The sequence below is a fragment of the Rossellomorea sp. RS05 genome (assembly GCF_039822645.1).
GTDB classification, from domain to species: Bacteria; Bacillota; Bacilli; order Bacillales; family Bacillaceae_B; genus Rossellomorea; species Rossellomorea marisflavi_B.
This window is the reverse complement of sequence record NZ_JBDKWY010000010.1, coordinates 16,799-33,136: the sequence shown is the minus strand read 5'-3', so window position 1 is coordinate 33,136 and position 16,338 is coordinate 16,799. Positions and strand designations below refer to the sequence as shown.

The 16,338-nt window shown below is 49.2% G+C and carries 16 protein-coding genes; 4 read left to right on the top strand and 12 right to left on the bottom strand.

The annotated features are described in order from the left end of the window. Window positions 1-185 precede the first annotated feature (185 nt). Both ABJ225_RS19585 and ABJ225_RS19580 read left to right on the top strand, forming a co-directional pair. Window positions 186-656, top strand: a complete 471-nt coding sequence (locus ABJ225_RS19585; protein WP_347321401.1) for a GbsR/MarR family transcriptional regulator — start codon at window positions 186-188, stop codon at window positions 654-656. A 282-nt stretch (window positions 657-938) separates the two neighbouring features. Then, entirely contained in the window at window positions 939-1,418 is a 480-nt protein-coding gene (locus tag ABJ225_RS19580; RefSeq protein WP_347321400.1) for a DUF4306 domain-containing protein, read from the top strand. Between the two features lie 31 nt (window positions 1,419-1,449). Here ABJ225_RS19580 and ABJ225_RS19575 read toward each other — a convergent pair whose 3' ends face one another. From ABJ225_RS19575 to ABJ225_RS19550, 6 genes are all read right to left on the bottom strand, one after another. Further along, window positions 1,450-2,079 carry a LysE family transporter gene (locus ABJ225_RS19575; protein ID WP_347321399.1) on the bottom strand — a complete coding sequence of 210 codons (630 nt, stop codon included), beginning with the start codon at window positions 2,077-2,079 and terminating at the stop codon, window positions 1,450-1,452. A gap of 77 nt (window positions 2,080-2,156) precedes the next feature. Beyond that, entirely contained in the window at window positions 2,157-2,816 is a 660-nt protein-coding gene (locus tag ABJ225_RS19570) for a VOC family protein (protein WP_347321398.1), read from the bottom strand. A 92-nt stretch (window positions 2,817-2,908) separates the two neighbouring features. Beyond that, window positions 2,909-4,126, bottom strand: coding sequence for an RNA polymerase sigma factor (locus tag ABJ225_RS19565; protein ID WP_347321397.1), 1,218 nt, complete (start codon window positions 4,124-4,126; stop codon window positions 2,909-2,911). 95 nt (window positions 4,127-4,221) lie between these two features. Then, on the bottom strand, window positions 4,222-4,686 hold the full coding sequence (locus ABJ225_RS19560) for a DinB family protein (protein ID WP_347321396.1): 465 nt from the start codon (window positions 4,684-4,686) through the stop codon (window positions 4,222-4,224). 125 nt (window positions 4,687-4,811) lie between these two features. Beyond that, the gene (locus ABJ225_RS19555) at window positions 4,812-4,940 is read right to left on the bottom strand and encodes a hypothetical protein (protein WP_285813694.1); all 129 of its coding nucleotides are present in this window, start codon (window positions 4,938-4,940) and stop codon (window positions 4,812-4,814) included. Window positions 4,941-5,048: 108 nt separating this feature from the next. Then, complete coding sequence (locus ABJ225_RS19550; protein WP_347321395.1) at window positions 5,049-6,251, bottom strand: MFS transporter; 1,203 nt, start codon at window positions 6,249-6,251, stop codon at window positions 5,049-5,051. 229 nt (window positions 6,252-6,480) lie between these two features. On the opposite strand from ABJ225_RS19550, the gene ABJ225_RS19545 reads away from it, so the two are divergent. After that, window positions 6,481-6,840, top strand: coding sequence for a winged helix-turn-helix transcriptional regulator (locus ABJ225_RS19545; RefSeq protein ID WP_048007311.1), 360 nt, complete (start codon window positions 6,481-6,483; stop codon window positions 6,838-6,840). Between the two features lie 39 nt (window positions 6,841-6,879). Here the strand turns inward: ABJ225_RS19545 and ABJ225_RS19540 are convergent, their stop codons facing one another. From ABJ225_RS19540 to ABJ225_RS19525, 4 genes are all read right to left on the bottom strand, one after another. After that, window positions 6,880-9,048 carry a right-handed parallel beta-helix repeat-containing protein gene (locus ABJ225_RS19540; protein WP_347321394.1) on the bottom strand — a complete coding sequence of 723 codons (2,169 nt, stop codon included), beginning with the start codon at window positions 9,046-9,048 and terminating at the stop codon, window positions 6,880-6,882. Window positions 9,049-9,207: 159 nt separating this feature from the next. Further along, a complete protein-coding gene (locus tag ABJ225_RS19535; protein WP_347321393.1) occupies window positions 9,208-10,320 on the bottom strand; it encodes a serine hydrolase domain-containing protein in 1,113 nt (370 codons plus the stop codon). A gap of 4 nt (window positions 10,321-10,324) precedes the next feature. Next, entirely contained in the window at window positions 10,325-10,732 is a 408-nt protein-coding gene (locus tag ABJ225_RS19530; protein ID WP_079513751.1) for a VOC family protein, read from the bottom strand. Then, on the bottom strand, window positions 10,729-12,306 hold the full coding sequence (locus tag ABJ225_RS19525) for a hypothetical protein (protein WP_347321391.1): 1,578 nt from the start codon (window positions 12,304-12,306) through the stop codon (window positions 10,729-10,731). Before ABJ225_RS19525 ends, ABJ225_RS19530 begins: the two co-directional genes overlap by 4 nt. A 520-nt stretch (window positions 12,307-12,826) precedes the next feature. Between ABJ225_RS19525 and ABJ225_RS19520 the strand changes: the two genes are divergently transcribed. Further along, on the top strand, window positions 12,827-14,212 hold the full coding sequence (locus ABJ225_RS19520) for an MFS transporter (RefSeq protein ID WP_347321390.1): 1,386 nt from the start codon (window positions 12,827-12,829) through the stop codon (window positions 14,210-14,212). Window positions 14,213-14,270: 58 nt separating this feature from the next. Here ABJ225_RS19520 and ABJ225_RS19515 read toward each other — a convergent pair whose 3' ends face one another. Both ABJ225_RS19515 and ABJ225_RS19510 read right to left on the bottom strand, forming a co-directional pair. Next, complete coding sequence (locus ABJ225_RS19515) at window positions 14,271-15,656, bottom strand: HAMP domain-containing sensor histidine kinase (protein ID WP_347321389.1); 1,386 nt, start codon at window positions 15,654-15,656, stop codon at window positions 14,271-14,273. Next, window positions 15,646-16,335 (bottom strand): response regulator transcription factor, encoded by a 690-nt coding sequence (locus ABJ225_RS19510; RefSeq protein WP_079513741.1) that lies wholly within the window; start codon window positions 16,333-16,335, stop codon window positions 15,646-15,648. Before ABJ225_RS19510 ends, ABJ225_RS19515 begins: the two co-directional genes overlap by 11 nt. Between the last annotated feature and the right edge of the window lie 3 nt (window positions 16,336-16,338).

Sequence of the window (16,338 nt, the reverse complement as noted above, 5' to 3'; positions counted from 1 at the left end):
CCTCCCATATCCTCTCTTTATGTTCCCTTTACTTTGAAGAATTCAAACCTTAAAATAAATCAAGATGAATAGTAAGGGATGATTTCCATCCTTTTTTATTGTGATTAGAATGGTGGTGTATTATGCATAATGAAGGTTTAGTCGCCCAGGCACGAGAAAGAGTGATTGAATCCGTGGCGAGAAACATGCATTTATACGGGGTTTCCCCTTCCATAGGACGTATTTACGGGACCCTCTATTTTGAAAATAAACCGATGACCCTGGATGAGCTGAAGGAAGAGCTGGAAATGAGTAAAACCAGCATGTCCACCGGTGTCCGGACGTTATTGGAACTGAATATGGTTGAAAAGGTATGGAGAAAAGGAGAGAGGAAGGATTTGTATCAGGTGAAGAATGACTGGTATCAAAACTTCATCGATCGTTTCACCACCCAATGGAGAAAGGGAACCCAGATGAATCTCGACGCCTCCGTCAAATCCATGAGAGAGCTCGAAGCAGCCATAGCGGACACAGATAACGAAGAAACCGCTCAGAGGGCAAGGGATCACCTCGAGAGGATTACCTACGCGATTGAATATTACAATTGGCTTAATCAGGTTATCGACCTTTTTGAATCAAGGAAGATTTTCGACCTCACCCAACATAAAGAAGAATGAAAGCCGGTTTCGATGGAAATCGGCTTTTATTGTGTCTTTTTCCATTTACGAAGTTGTTAACAAAATGTAACTTCAACCCAGCTGGGTGGAGATGGTATAATATGGGCAAATTAGGATGCATCATCTGAGTGATTCCTGTGGGGTTTTTTTACATTGAAGGGACAAGCGTTGATGGTGGACACATCAAGTGTCTAAAGTTGAATGGTCCCAGCTTACGGGCAGGCAGGAGCCTCCCGGAGCGACACCTCTTTCAGATGAAGCATTGAAAAAGGTGTGATTGAATTGAATAAAAGGAATGTGAGGACCTTGATATTCCTGGTCTCCCTTACCATCCTTCCATTCGCGTTCTACTTTTCCATGTATGAAGGAAGTGCGCTGCTTGAGGATCAGTTCGAGTGGAAGAATTCGGCGAAGGTGTCGGCGAGTGCAGGGGAAGTGACAAATACGGGGGATATCAACCAGATGGACTTCTTCATTTATGCAGCGAAATTCCGCCCGTTTTTCCCGATCGTGACTACGATTTGCGCAGCCGTCATTGCATTATGGGTCATCGACCGCTTCTTGAAGGCCCGTGCCCATATGATCGGTAATGGGATTGTAGGTTTTGCCTCCATCACAGGTGGCCTGTACTTGATCAGCGGCGTCACAGAAGGAAGCAGTTATTTCAGTGTTGTGCTTCTTATACTCGGTGTAGCTGCCCTGTTTCTTGCTTTCAGGAGCTTCAGGTCGGGGCACTCCCGCTCGATTTTGAACCATTCATAAGAAAACCGGCCATTGACGGCCGGTTTTTCATTTACAGATAGTCTTTGATGTCGTGTACAAATTCGTATAAGAAGTAACACCCGAAGCCGAATAGCAGAATCCCCGCTACGATCGACGTCCATTTGATCATCGCTCGATTCATGGCCCTGCGGGTGGCTGCCACGATCGAGAGCAGTCCCAGGTCATGGATCAAAATTCCCGTAAGAACCCCCGCTGCCGCCAGGACAAATCCGATCTTCGAACCTGAATAGGAATCGGCCAGGACCGTGCCGAACACAGAGACCCAGAAAACGAGATTACCAGGTGATACAGCCACGAGCACTCCGTTCCGGTAGGTCTTCCATAAAGAGGATTGAGGGCGGTCCCCTGCCATCGTGATCCCATGGTCGGCATTCTTGATTGAATCATAAGCAAGGCCAAACAGGAAGATGGCTCCTACCACCCATAGGGGCAGCTGTACATACGGAAGGGAAAGGACCTGGGCGAGTCCGAGATACATGGCAAGAACAAGGAAGAAATCGATGGTCATTCCACCGATGCCCACTGCCCAGCCGTGTAGGAAGCCGTTTTTCAGTCCCTGCTTGGTCATTTCCACGGTTACGGCCCCCACCGGAAGGGCAATGGAAAATCCGATGAGTACAAATTTTAAATATGTATCCATTCAGTTGTGTCTACTTTCATCTAAATTGCACATTCATTCTCCGTTTTGTATAATTATACACTTAAAGATAGGTGTCTTCAACCACTGAGATGAAACGTCATGGTGCCCCTGTCCGTCTTGACGATCGTCGGGGCGGGCAATCCGTTTTTATCGGAGAAAATCCATCGTCTCCCGGCCCTCGCGATGATGATGAAGACACCGTCCTCTGCCTCCCCCATGAAGTTCAAGGTTTCCCCGTTTGATAACGGCCTGTCATTTCGCACCGGGATCCCTTTTGCCTCCACTTCTTGTGAGCACCGATACACTTCTTCCGACGAAATACCGATCTCACTGATCCCCAAAACCTCTGATGGACTGAATGATCCCGCTTCGGAATCGGGGTTCACACCTTCTCTCGCAATGAATTCGACAATATTTCCAGCGGGATCCAGAAAGTAGAAGGATCTGGCCTTGGATTCTTTGAAAAACACCTCGTCCTCATCATCCTCCCTTGCAAGCGTCACCCGCTCCGCCATATACGCTTTTGCCGAATCGAACAGATTGAACGGAATATTCAACGCAAAATGGTAGTAGCAGTCCACTCCCGTTTTCTTATGGAAGGTCATGATCCCTCTGCCCACCTCCATATCCGTTGAACCCTCACCATTCTTCCTGCATGTGAACCCCATTGTATCCTGATAAAAAGCAACCGTTTCTTCATAGTTGCCTATGAAAAGCTCCAGTTGATGGATCTTCATGAACATCCCCTCCTTTTTCCTTATCATAGATGCTGGAGAGGAAGTGGCCATCAACCGATGGAATGAACTTCTTTCAGCCATAAGGCGGGGTATTATTGAATGGGCATGAATGCCACCTGCCAGATGCCATTTTCATTCCGGATAAGATTGAAGCCCATCAGGCTATCAGAATCCTCGGAGCGATAGTACTTGATGTAACCTTCATCCTCTCCTGTCTCGACAAACTCTCCTTCTGCAAGATGATTATAGGTCTCTTCCGTAAGTCTTTGATTACCCCTATCCTGTTTGGAAAACTGCTCATCTTCTTCCTTGGTCCACATAATATAATCCGGTCTGTCGGTATAGAGCTCATATCGGACCTCATCCTTTTCATCAAGAATGGCCTGGACATAGATTTTAGCTATGCTTATTGGGGAGAGGCTACGGAGGATCTCCTGGTCGAGATTTTCACTAAAGCTTGCGTAGGCTTCTGATTCTTCATCTGTCAGGACAAGGGGGGCAATCTCGATGGGGAATTCTTGCAATTCTTTTTCAACATCCTCCTTCAGGGGTACTTGATGAGTGGGTTCTCCAGCATCGTGGGGGTGCTGATCTTTCATAATGATTCCAAAGAGATAATAAGACCCTGTCAGGAGAAGTACGGCTGTAAGAAGAATAGGGATGAGATGCGTCTTTCCGTTACGATTCTCCATGGCTGCTATTCTCTCCTTGATTTCTCCTTTCACCATATGTCGTGGTGTCAAACCCGGTCTGTTTTTTAGCGGGGTCAGGAATTCAGAGTCTGTGTTTTGTGGAAAGTCATATCGTTTTTCAGCTCCTTTCCTTGATAGCTTCCTCCGCAGCATTTGAATCGCACGGTGATAGGTGACTTTTACCTTCATCTCATTCCACTGAAGGATCGAGGCGGACTCTTTGATGGAGTATTCCTTTAGCCCCCGTAGTATCACAACATTCCGATAATCAGGCTTAAGGGTCATCAACGCTTCCTGGACTTCCTGCCATTCCTCCCGGTCATCCCACTCCTTCTCTGGAATACCGTCCGTGCTCGAAAGCATATTCCCAATCACCCCGGGCAAAACCGATAAAATTTTCTTCTTTCTGTAATGATCAAAGCTCGTTCTCCGGGCTATGGAAAGAATCCATGTTTTCAACGTAGAATCTCCACGGAAATCCGGAAGGGACTTCATGACTCTCAGAAATGTTTCCTGAGTCAGGTCCTCTGCTTCGGATCGACTGTTGGTGAAATATAATAGATATTGATATACATCATCAAAATAACGTTCATAAACTTCTTCAAATCGCTCTTCCATACTCTCCCCCCGTTCAAACTACCCATTAGTCGGACCCATCCCCAAAAAGGTTTCAGAAAAAAACGGCCTCGTGCTAAAAAAGCACCAAAGCCGTTTCACTGTGACAAAGCCTTCTTGATATCCAGGATGGTCTGAAGGTGCATCCCTTCATGGAAAACCGTGCGGATGAGAACCTGCTCCACCGTCCTCATCCCCATTTCGGTCTGAGGAAACGCTTCTTCCATCCGGTGACCCCATCGTTCCCTGATCATCCCGGGCTGCTCTTTCAGCTGGGTGAACAAAGCCTGGAGGGATGGCGTTCCCTGAGTGAAATTCTGCGGAGAGGTTCCGTAGCCGAACCAGGCAGGATACGTTTCAGGCACCTCCTGCTTTTCCTTCGTCAACGCCTCGATCCACTGATATTGATCGAGATAGATATGACCAAGGTTCCAGCGGATATTGTTACGGAAAGGCGGTGGAATCACATCTGCTTCTTCTGGAGTGACAGAGGCCGCCGCATGCAGGACTTCACTTCGATAGGTGCTCAGCTGGGTGAATAAGACTTCGTGACGATCATTCAATTCCGATCCCCTCCTCTAGAAAACATATCTCCTCTATCAGTTCGCCCTTTCCTCCCATTTCCCTCTGCTTTCCACAAAAAAAACACCATCCCATGGATGATGCGGATCATCTGTGGACGGTAGCCTCAAGCTTCTTCATCATCCACACCTTTTTGTTCACTGGGAGAGAATTTGCCAATCACCAACGAAACGACAACCATCAATACCACGACAAGTCCACCAGCAGCAATGATCAACCAAAGCCAACTATTCATTCGAAGGTCCCTCCAGGCTTGCGTTTTATCCATTATATACCACCTTCTATAAAAGGGAAAGGGACGGTCCTAATGCACCATCATGATGCATCGGGACCGTTCCATATGTCACTTTTCGATTTTTCGGAGCCACGCTGTGAGAGCGACGGCGCCTGCTACCATGACGGCACCGATCCACGGTGTGTGGATGAGGCCGATGCTGTCGACGATGAGGCCGCCGACGAAGGAGCCGATGGCGATCCCTACGTTGAATGCGGCGATATTGAGTGCAGATGCCACGTTGACGGCAGTAGGCACATATTTCTCTGCCAAGTTGACGACGAGTACCTGAAGGCCCGGTACGTTCATGAAGGCAAATAGACCCATAAGGAAGATGGCAATCAGACCAACCACTTTGAATGGTGCGGCAAACGTCAGGGCGAAGAGGATGATAGCCTGAAGGGCAAACATCCAGAATAAAGCCTTGAGCGGATTTTTATTCGATGCATTCCCGCCGACAACGTTCCCGATGGCGACAGCGATTCCGTAGACTAGAAGGATGATGCTGACCCATTTAGCGCTGAATCCTGTCACATCTTCCAGTAACGGAGTCAGGTAGGTGAATGCAACGAATGTTCCGCCGTATCCAAGGGCCGTGATGGCAAATGCCAGCATGAGCTTACCGTTGGTCAGAATCTTCAATTGAAAACTGAACTTGGCAGGTGGTGCTTCTTTAAGATTCTTAGGCACAAGGATCGAGCTTGCTACGATTCCGATAACACCAAGTGCGGCTACTCCCCAGAACGTCGCTCTCCAACCGAAGGCCTGTCCGATGAAGGTTCCAAGGGGGACCCCGGTGACCGTGGCGACGGTGAGACCCGTAAACATGAAGGCAATGGCACTGGCCCGCTTATGTGCGGGAACGAGATCTGCAGCGATCGTGGATCCGATCGAGAAGAAAATCCCGTGGGAGAAGGCCGTGATGAACCGTGCCACAAGCAGTAGTCCGAAGCTCGCGGACAGGGCAGCGACGGAATTCCCTACGATGAAGAGCAGCATCAGGGACATGAGCAGGCTCTTCCTGCTCATTCTGCTGGTGAGGGCCGTCAGGACGGGCGCTCCGATGGCGACTCCCAAGGCATATCCGGAAATCAGCAGACCTGCAAGAGTGATAGAGATCGACAGGTCATCTGCAATCGATGACAGCAAACCGACAGGGACGAATTCTGTCGTCCCGATTCCAAACGCACTGATGGCAAGGGCGAGTAGCGCCGGGGTGCCTCCTTTTGACTTGGAGGCGTTTTGATCTATAGAAGTAGAATGAGAACTCATAATGATTTTCCTCCTTAACAATTTTGAATCACCGGCGATGTGCCGGTAATCGTTAGTTTAAGGAGTATGCAACCAAAAAGGAAGTACGCACTTTAAAGTACGGTAGACACCTGGAGGTACCCATGCGCCGCTACTTGCTTCGTGTGCCGATCGGGTATAGAATGATAGTATTCTACACATCATACAGGCATGTACATGTCAAAAAGATCCCATGAAGGAGTGACGGGAAATGAAGACATTCAATATACCGGTCGAAGCAGCACTTGAAGTCATCGGAGGCAAATGGAAGGTCGTCATCCTCTGCCACCTCATCGATCATGGCACCCTCCGCACGAGCGAACTGAAAAAGAGGATGCCGAACATCACCCAGAAGATGCTCACCCAGCAGCTTCGCGAGCTCGAATCCGACGGGGTCCTTGAGCGAATCGTGTACAATCAGGTACCGCCGAAGGTCGAGTACAAGCTGACCGACTACGGGACATCCCTTGCGCCTGCCCTTCAGATGCTCTGCTCGTGGGGCGAACAGCATATCGAGAAGGCGGTATCGGAAGGTGAGGACGTCATGGTCCTTTCCGGCGCTGAAGAATAAAGTAAAAAGGACGTCCATGCCAGGCATGGACGTCTATTTTTATGGGCGCATTTTCTTCAAATAAGGCTTCGGGTCCTTTTCTTTCCCTTTGCTGTTTACCGTTCTTTCTCCGTCAAAGAAGTAGTTGCTGTCATCCACGACACCTGACACAAAGTCCGCCTTCATGCGGTCGGGATCGGTTTTGATGGAGATATTTTTTGTGAAGATCCCCTGCTCTTCGGATTTGAAATACGGGTTGATCCGGAAGATGAAGTTGTAGCGCTTATTATCGATGGCGATATTTTTGTGAACAATGATTTTACCCGGATTGAAGTTATCCGTAAAGCCATCCATGTTATTATCGAATGCCAGGTTGTTCTTAACGATATGAGCGACCGGGAGGCCTTCCCCGCCTACCTTGAACCCACTGCCCGAGGTACCCTCTTCATTGTAGCCACTACTGAGTTTCCCATTGGAATATGAAATGTTCCCGTCAAGGGTAACCGGCTTGTTGGCACCTTCGTTGGTACGGTTGTAGAGATCCCAGCCGTCGTCGATATTATGGTGGGAAATATTATTCTTGAATACATTCCCTTCCCCCACACCGAGCTTCGCCGCAAAACCGTCGGCATTGATATCAGACGAATCACGATTATCATGGGATTCACTGTTCGAGATAAGATTGTGTTTCGGCCACAGTTCGGGATCCGATCCACTTCCCGAGATTTGGAACCCGGTATTCTGATTGTAGCTGAACGTCATATGATCGATCTTGTTATGACTTCCGTTCACCCTCATACCGTTTCCGGTCGACTTCGTCAGCTCAAAGCCCGTGATCACCCAATAGTCGGCATTCAAATTAAGAAGATTTCCTTTCTCATTCTTCCCGTCGAATAGAACATTGGCACCCTTATACGGAGCCAGGGTTTTCATTTTTTTCTTTTCCCCGCTGTATGTCCGGCCTATGGTCACGGGCTCTGTATATACACCTTCCAGGAGGTAGATCGTCTCTCCCGGCTGTACGTATTTGATGGCGGTATCAAGGTCGAGGGGATCGTTCTTTTTACCGGAAGCAGACGCTTTCCCTTCAGGTGAAACGAACAGGCCTTTTCCACCCTTGAACACCTTCATCGTGACGGTCCATTCCTCGGTCAGGACCACTCCATCATTCGTCTTCCATTCGACACGGAACGTTGTCTTTTCATTTTTCAGCTTTGCTTTTTCATCGAATACTTGTTGAGCTTTCACCTTTTTATTCTTCACGATCTGTTTGCCATCCTGCCAAATGGAAATGCTCCCTTGTGTGTTCGACGTCGCTTTCAACGAATACTTCTTTGATCCGGACTCTTTCGGAGAAAGGATCGTCAGGGATGGTTCCGGCTGAAGGACAGGTTCCTCCGGTGTCGGCACCGTATCCGCCTCACTCACCGACAAGCTCGCATTCTCCACGGTCATGGAGGCATTCCGTGAAGCATAGAACCCAACTTGCATGCGGTCGGGATCCAACACCTGAACAAGGTCTGCCCCTTTTAACTCCTGTTTGAACGTAGGAGATCCCGACAGATGGGTGAAGGTCGCAGACATGACAAAGCTTGTATCCGTCCGCTCAAGCTTCACGCGGACCGGTGTATTCATCGGTACTGCCGGCGCTCCCGGAAGGACTTTGTTCACCCACTTGCTCCCTGTACTTCCCCACGGTTCTTCTACACCCGTCCGTGAGAGGGCGCTCATCCCGTCCCTCATCAAACCGACGGCAAACATATTGGAAGCAGCGGTCACTTCTTCGAACCCTTCCATCATCGGGTCCTGCCTTGCCGCTCCATTCACATCCCTCACCATGATGCCGGCACCTTCTTGGCCACTCTGCTTTGCCCCTGTCTCCGGGCCAAGCTGATGGAAAGTCAAGTCGGCCTCCAAAACAAAATTATCCGTTTTCGGATTCAAGGTGGTGTAATAGAAGGTCAGCCCATCATGCCCCGGAGCCAGTTTTCCTCCCCTGCTCTCCAAATAGATTTTCCCGTCGATCGTACCCGGATGCTCAGGCTCTGCTGTATTCAGCCCGACTTTATCCGGCAGTACATTTGCAGAAAAATTCAGATCGGTCGATTGACCGAATGTGATCGGCTGCCACTCCGGTACATCATTTGCCACCGCCGATATGGGTAGTGCCACCCCCATCACCAAAACGGAAACCAAGAACAACAAGATCCCTTTACCAACCTTTTTCACTCCATCCACTCCTTTGAATGTTTTACCGCCTGCGAATAACAACGTTGTTATATTATAGTAAGCGCTTACAGGTTTAGAGTCAATAAGATGTTTGGACTGATTTTATCAGGGTCCGTTCCACTAAAAAAGCAGCGAGAAGCTGTTTCCCGCTGCACTTCCTTATTCATCCATATAAAAATCCATGATCCCTTCGCAGAGATCATAGTGGACCGTTCCCTCCGTATTCATCAGGATAACGATGCCGAGTTGAAGGGAAGGCACCATCGTCATGAGGGACCGAACACCCATCTGCCCACCTCCGTGCTCAATGATCGGCCGACCCTTATATTCGTCCGTAAACCACGCGAGACCATAGCTTCTTACTTCACTACCAAATCGCCATTCTTCACTGACAAGATGGTGGGGCTTTTGCATGATGATGACGGAATCAGGTTCTAACAACGTTGTTCCTTCATTGAGATGTGCGGACAGGTAGCACCCGAGCTCATTGGCAGTCGAATACAGGTAACCGATTGGGGCCGCGAGTTCGTTTTTAGGGAAAGGCGTTTCGATTCGTTCCTCTCCCATGTAGTAACGTGCACTATTCCCGGCTTCCTCTGCTCCTGTACCTGTGGTTCTTTTAAATTCTAATGGACGAAAAACATGGGATTCCAGATGAGATTCCCATTCCATCCCCGTCACCTTCTCAAAGAGATCAGCCAGGATGACATAGGCATCCGTACAGTAATCCCACTGTGAGCCTGGAGGGCCTATGAGTTCGACCTTTTCAAACCACCTTGTGATGTCTTCACGGGTCTCAATCGCGGAAAGCTCCTCTTCTGTCAGACCGTAATAATCCAACGCTTCCTGAAAGTCCGTCGGGGTCTCCGAGAAGATCTCCCTCACATTCGGTGCGACCATATTGGCGATGCCCACTTCCGGGAAACCAGCCGTATGCGAGAGGATGTGACGGACGGTGATTTGATTGCTCGCCGCCTGGTCCTTTGTCCTGAAAAATGGGAGATGCTTCACTACGGGATCATCAAGCTCGATGGATCCTGCTTCCACAAGCTGCATGATCGAGGTGGCCATGAAGTTCTTCGAGATGCTTTGGATGCTCATGAGTGTATCGGCATTCATTGGTTGATCACTGTCCCGATCTGCCAACCCGAAACCCTCGGCGTACACTACCTCGCTCCCCTCTACGATGGCCACACTCGCACCAACGATATCGGCTGATTCAAGCCGCTTGGAAATCATCTGTGTCAGATACTCATTATCGTGTTGATTCATCATTTTACTCTCCTTTAACAGGTGCCACAAGCTCCACCTTGATCCGGTCTGGGTCCTCGAAGAATACAGCATAGTACCCCTCTCCTCCCGCATATGGGTGCCGATCGCGGTACAGGATGGGTACTCCTTTCTCTTCAAGTTTTGCTGTCACATCATCCACATGCTTCCTCGACTTTCCGTGGAAGGCCAAGTGGTTCAGTCCGGTGCGTGACCGATGATACGGGGCGTCCAGGAAGCGCTCCTCCGTCTGGACGAATACGATGTACGTTTCACCGAGGCGATAGCTCTTACCCTTCGCCCATTCCTGATAGGGTTCATAGCCGAGTTCCCCTAAGAACCACCCCCAGAATTCTGTGGATTTCTCTAAGTCCGATACGTTCAGCTCGATGTGATGGACCAGGCCTACCATCATCCCACCTCCAAGAATTCAATAAATGGCGGTTCTTCCAGGCTTTCGGTTTGTTCATGGACAGCACCTGCAAATTTCTCGTAGTCGATATCTGATTCCGGGTAGGTCATGAACAGGTTCCCACCCTTCTCGTATACCGCCACCATCGGGATCTTTTTCAAGCCGAATAAGCCGCCTTTTTTCCATTCGATTGTCAAGGTCTGGATGTCCTTCAGAAAGATGGATCGGTCCCCTTCCTGGGAGTGGACGACGAGGGAGTTCCCTTTGATCCATACGGTTCCTTCCTTTGTCTTTGCCTCATAGTGGATTTCAGATGCTTCCTTCTCCATCCGTTCCTTCCGCTCCTCCATGAATGCCGTTTTCCAGCCTTCCACATTCCTGCTTCCGAACGGTTCCTCAAGGATGGTGGAATCATCCCATTTGAAGAGGGAATCCTCGCCTTCTTCCAGGCTGAACGCACCGACCCACGCTGGGTACACATGACCGGAGAGGTCACGGTAAGATGCTAGGTAGTACCGGACCGGTTCTTCGTAAGCGGTCACCGTATCGATCTGATCCAAAAGCGTGATTTCTTCCGCGTAGAGGCTCTCTTCACGGTCGAATAACAGATAGTAAAATAAGTGAGTCCTGGCCACATCAGATTGACGGGAATTCTTCACCGGGTTGTGATGTTCAATTCGATCGATGATCAGCCTCCAGTGGAATAATTCCGCGGACTCGATATGGGTGGCGCACCAGTGGACCTCTTCCTGAGCAACGGGGATACCCCGCTTTAGAGAAACGGTGACGGCAATCGTCTTGGCAATAGGGTCGTTCCATCCCTTTGCCTCCTCCAGATACAGCAGCCATTCCTCCCCCCAGTAAACATCCATAAGCTTCAGGAAATTCTCCAGCTCCTCCCGTATATGAAGATAGGGGTCCTTCCATGAACAATGGACGTGTTTGGTTTTATAATCACGGTCATATTGAAGGTAGGCTGATTTCGCTTCTTCCCAATGACGGTGGATGAGGGGCTTGATGACTTCCGGCTTGAATTGATAGAATACTTTTTCCTCGTGAAGATTCGCCAGTATCCTGTAGAGATCTCGCCTGCAAGCTTTATCGTCCAAACGGGTATGGAAATGATTGATCAACGCTTTGGATACGACCCCGTTTTGTTCTAAGACCGCATGGGGAAACCACACCTGATTGAGAGGGATCAGGATCTCGTACATTTCGATCAGGGCTCGCACAGCACCATCATGCTCGTGCATGCTCGTATGATAAAGGACACATTGCTTCCCCATCTCACTGAAATCGGCTATGTGACGGGTCAGGTCGCGTGCCACCCTTTCTTCCATATAATCAACCACGAATTCAAGGAGGACCAAGCTCGGATCATCCCATTCTTCCTCCGTACGCTCAAAGGGACCCGCGGCGAGCTTGATCATGTCCTTCAGAAGAGAGATGTCACACTCTCCGCCTTTGTTTTCCACCGTAATCTCCTTCAGCTTCATCAATCCATCATGCCGAATATCAGGATTCACACTCTTAATCTCGGAAAGGGCATCTTTTACCTTCGATTCTAATTTTCCCATGGCTTGTTCCTCCGTCCTATTTTATAGGTCCATTATAACGGATTCCCGCTCCTTTTATTTTCTTTTTTTCATTTTTTCTCCATCTATTATTCAGTGCCCGGACACTTTTCCCTCCTCGAAAACATAGAGTAGTAGTTACGAAGCACAGAGGGATAAATGGAAGGGGTGCTTCTGAACAGAGGTACCGTGTCATCAAGCGGACCTGCTCCAATCAGACTGTCATCGTCCTGAAGCAGTAGGGCTATCACATTATTCAGAATATGTGGACAACCTGTTGAAAACTCAAATTATTTTCGAATATTTTGGAGGTTTTGGTACCAATGACTGTTAGTAACTCCTACGGAAAGATTATTGTCCACATTATCTGTGGATAAACTGTGAGTAACCAGTGGATAGTACTTTTCTTCGTTTTACTGGCTACCGATCCATCCACAGCGTGTGGAGAAATACAATCAGAGAACCAGCTCGCACGGCGTTTAGGTTGTTTTCAAGAATGATTCTTGGAATCCAGTGAGATAGGTTGTTAAAACTGAAGTTCCATCTAAAGGATGAATTGGATTCAACCCTTTGCAGGAGCAGTAATTCCCAGTTGTTGGTGGATAATGAACCTAACAAACAGGAAAGGCGGGGTTTAGTGAGGGGATATGGGACATTACTTGGAAATGCGTACTTCAGGAACTTTCTTATCGCTTCCACGGTTCTGAATATTGGCAGGAAACTGTCGTGGATTGCATTGGGGTGGTTTGTTTATCAAGTAACCGGTTCAACAGTTGCCGTTGGAATGGTGATATCGACGGCTACAGTTTCTCCATTATTATCGAGCATCCTGGTAGGGGGAATGTTAGATCATTTCGACCGGAGGACCGTTATGATATGGGAAAATGTCGTGAGAGGCGGATGTTTATCCCTCATCCCTCTTCTCTATTGGTTTGATGTCCTCGCCATCTGGATGATTATCGTGGTGGTTTTTGTGGATGGATGTCTCTCATCCTTCACGACCATAGGCACCGCATCCATCCTTCCTGAATTTCTTCACAAGGAGGAGTTGGAAACGGGGAACGCGGTTTTTACGATGACCGGACAAATCGGATCGTTGATCGGACCCGCGCTGGGAGGATTCAGTACCGCTCTCATGGGGGCACCGATGACATTGATGGTCAATGCCCTATGCTTTTTGATGGCGGCCCTATTGTATTATAGGATTCCTCCAGAGGCCTATCACAGTCGTAAAATAGCGTCCAGGAAGGTGGTTAAAAACAAATGGCGTCGCTTCCTGAGGGAAACCAAAGAAGGATTCACCTACATCTTCTCTTATAAGATCCTCATCGTCATTGCCTTGATCACATTTTTCTTTAACTTCACCTATGCCCCTTTAGAACCGATGCTTCCTGTCTTCGTCGATGAGATCGTCAAAGCAGGGCCGGGCACGTTGGGAACAATGTGGTCATTTTTTGCGGTAGGTTCCTTTGTCGGGGCGATTCTATGGGTCAGACTGGGAAGGCGATTCCCGTATTCCTATTCCCTTGGACTGGTCATCTTATTATGGGGACTCGTACCGACAAGCTTAAGTTTTTTCACACACATCATGATCATCTACTCCCTTATGTTTTTTGGCGGCACCGTTTATGCGCCTTACAATATTGTGTCACCGACCCTCCGCCAACAGCTTGTACCCAATGAAATGAGGGGCCGGGTCTTCGGGGTGTATGGATTGATTGCAGGGCTAGGATTTCCGATCGGGGTGTATGCTGGCGGCCTCCTGGCTGAACTGGTTGGTGTAACCCAGACGATTTTATTCAGTGGCGTACTCACCATGATACTCGGCCTTGTTGTAGCCGCTCATCCCATTTTACGATTCAAGGATGTCAATACCCTCGACTTGTCCCAGCCTGAAACATACAGGTAAAAGTCATTCAACGAACAAAACCCAGAACCATACAGGCTCTGGGTTTCACTATGTTTGATCATTCATTCAAGGGGAGGGTGAATCCGGCAACCGTGCCGACATTCTTCTCACTTCTTACATAAAGCTGACCTCCATGAAGTTCGATGATCTGCTTGCTGATGGCAAGACCAAGACCGACTCCCTCCGATTTTTCATTTTCTTTGTAGAAGAGGGTCAACACCTGTTGGAGATGGTTCTTCTCGATGCCAACACCTTCATCCTCCACCTCGAACACGAGGTTGCAGTGATCACGGTGATAGCGGATTGTGATGGTCGAACCCGGGGCTGAATATTTGATCGCATTATCCAGGAGATTCAAGATGACCTGGCGGATCCGGTGTTCGTCCGCCTCGAGTTTGATCGGCTCCCCATTCTCCAATACGATGTCCATTTCCTTCGCCAGCCGCTTCTTATCGAGCTGAAGGACCACTTCCTGAACCAGCCGATGAAACGGGAAAGGGTGCGGTGAAATCTCAAACGTCCCCTTTGCATAGCGTGAAAAGTCCAGCAGTTCCTCCACCATGGCAATCAAGCGATCCGTTTCATTGGTGATGATATGGAGCCCCGTCTTCATCTCTTCTTCATCCTTCATATCTCCCGTCAGCAGGGTTTCTCCCCATCCTTTAATGGAGGTGAGGGGGGTCCTGAGCTCATGGGAGACCGAGGAGATGAATTCATTCTTCAGCTTCTCCGTCTTCAACAGCTCCTGCCCCATATCATTGAAGGATTGGCTCAATGTATGGAACTCATCTTTGTACGTGCCCGTCATTCTTGCCTCGAGGTCACCCTTTGCAAGCTTCTGAGAAGCGCTTGTCAGCTCCACGACGGGATCGGTGATCATGCGTGAGAAGAAGGTACTGATCACGAACACCATAAGGAGGATGCTGAGTCCGATGCCGATCAGGGTGGCGAGGATCGTCTTGAAGTTATCGTCCAGGGGTTCCAGGGATGATACGAAACGGAGGAGGGCCACCGTCTTCCCGTCAGACTCCAGGGGGACCGAGACGGCCAGCACATGCTCGTCCGTCTCGGGGTTCGTCCCCATCCACGTTCCTTCCCCTTTCCTGAAGGCATCCTGAATATCAGGGAAGTCGAGCTTTCCATGACTGATGAATCCTTCAGAGGAAGACAGCATCTTCCCGTCCGTACTGATGACCTGGGTTTCAGCCTGTGGAAGGGAAAAGTTTGTCTGGATATCCTGCACCTGATCCCTGATTGTATACGGGGAAAGCTCCATGTATCTCTTTGAGAACTGAGCGGAATTTTCAGCGTGATTCTTCAGGATCTCAGCCGTCCCACTGTAGTAATAGTGGTAGATCCCCGATATGAGGATTCCGAGGAACAGGAGGATCGACAGCGTGATGATGCTCAGGTTCTGGATCAGCAGCCGTTTTCTAATCCCCATTTTCGCCATCCTCACTCCAGCGGTATCCGAAGCCCCAGACCGTCAGGAGGAAGCAGGGATTGGACGGGTTCTCCTCGATCTTCTGGCGGATCCTGCGGATGTTCACGTCCACGATCTTCGGGTCACCCATATAGTTCACGCCCCACACCTTATCGAGAAGATCATTCCGACTCACAGCCTGGCCGTTTTTCTTGAGAATACCGGTGACCAGTTCATACTCCACGGGAGAAAGGTCGATTTCCTTCCCCTTGACGTAGAAGAGCCGCTTCTTCTCATCAAGGAACCAGTCAGGCACGGGCTTGGGGGCGGGAGCGGGCCGGAGTCTCCTGAAGAGGGACTCGATCCTCGCAATCAATTCATTCGGGCTGAAGGGCTTTGACACATAGTCATCGGCCCCGTTCATCAGCCCGTGGACTTTATCCAACTCCTGGACCTTGGCTGTCAGCATGATGATGCCGACAGCCGGATTCCACTTGCGTATCTCTCCGCACGCTTCAAACCCATCCATACCCGGGAGCATGACGTCCAAGAGAAGAATATCCGCACCGCGTGCCTTCAGGAGTTCGATTCCTTCTTCTGCACTTCCTGCCTCGAGTACCTCATATCCATATCGTTTAAGATTGATTTTGATGAATCCTCTGATCGATTCTTCATCTTCAATGATCATGATCCGTTTCATGTA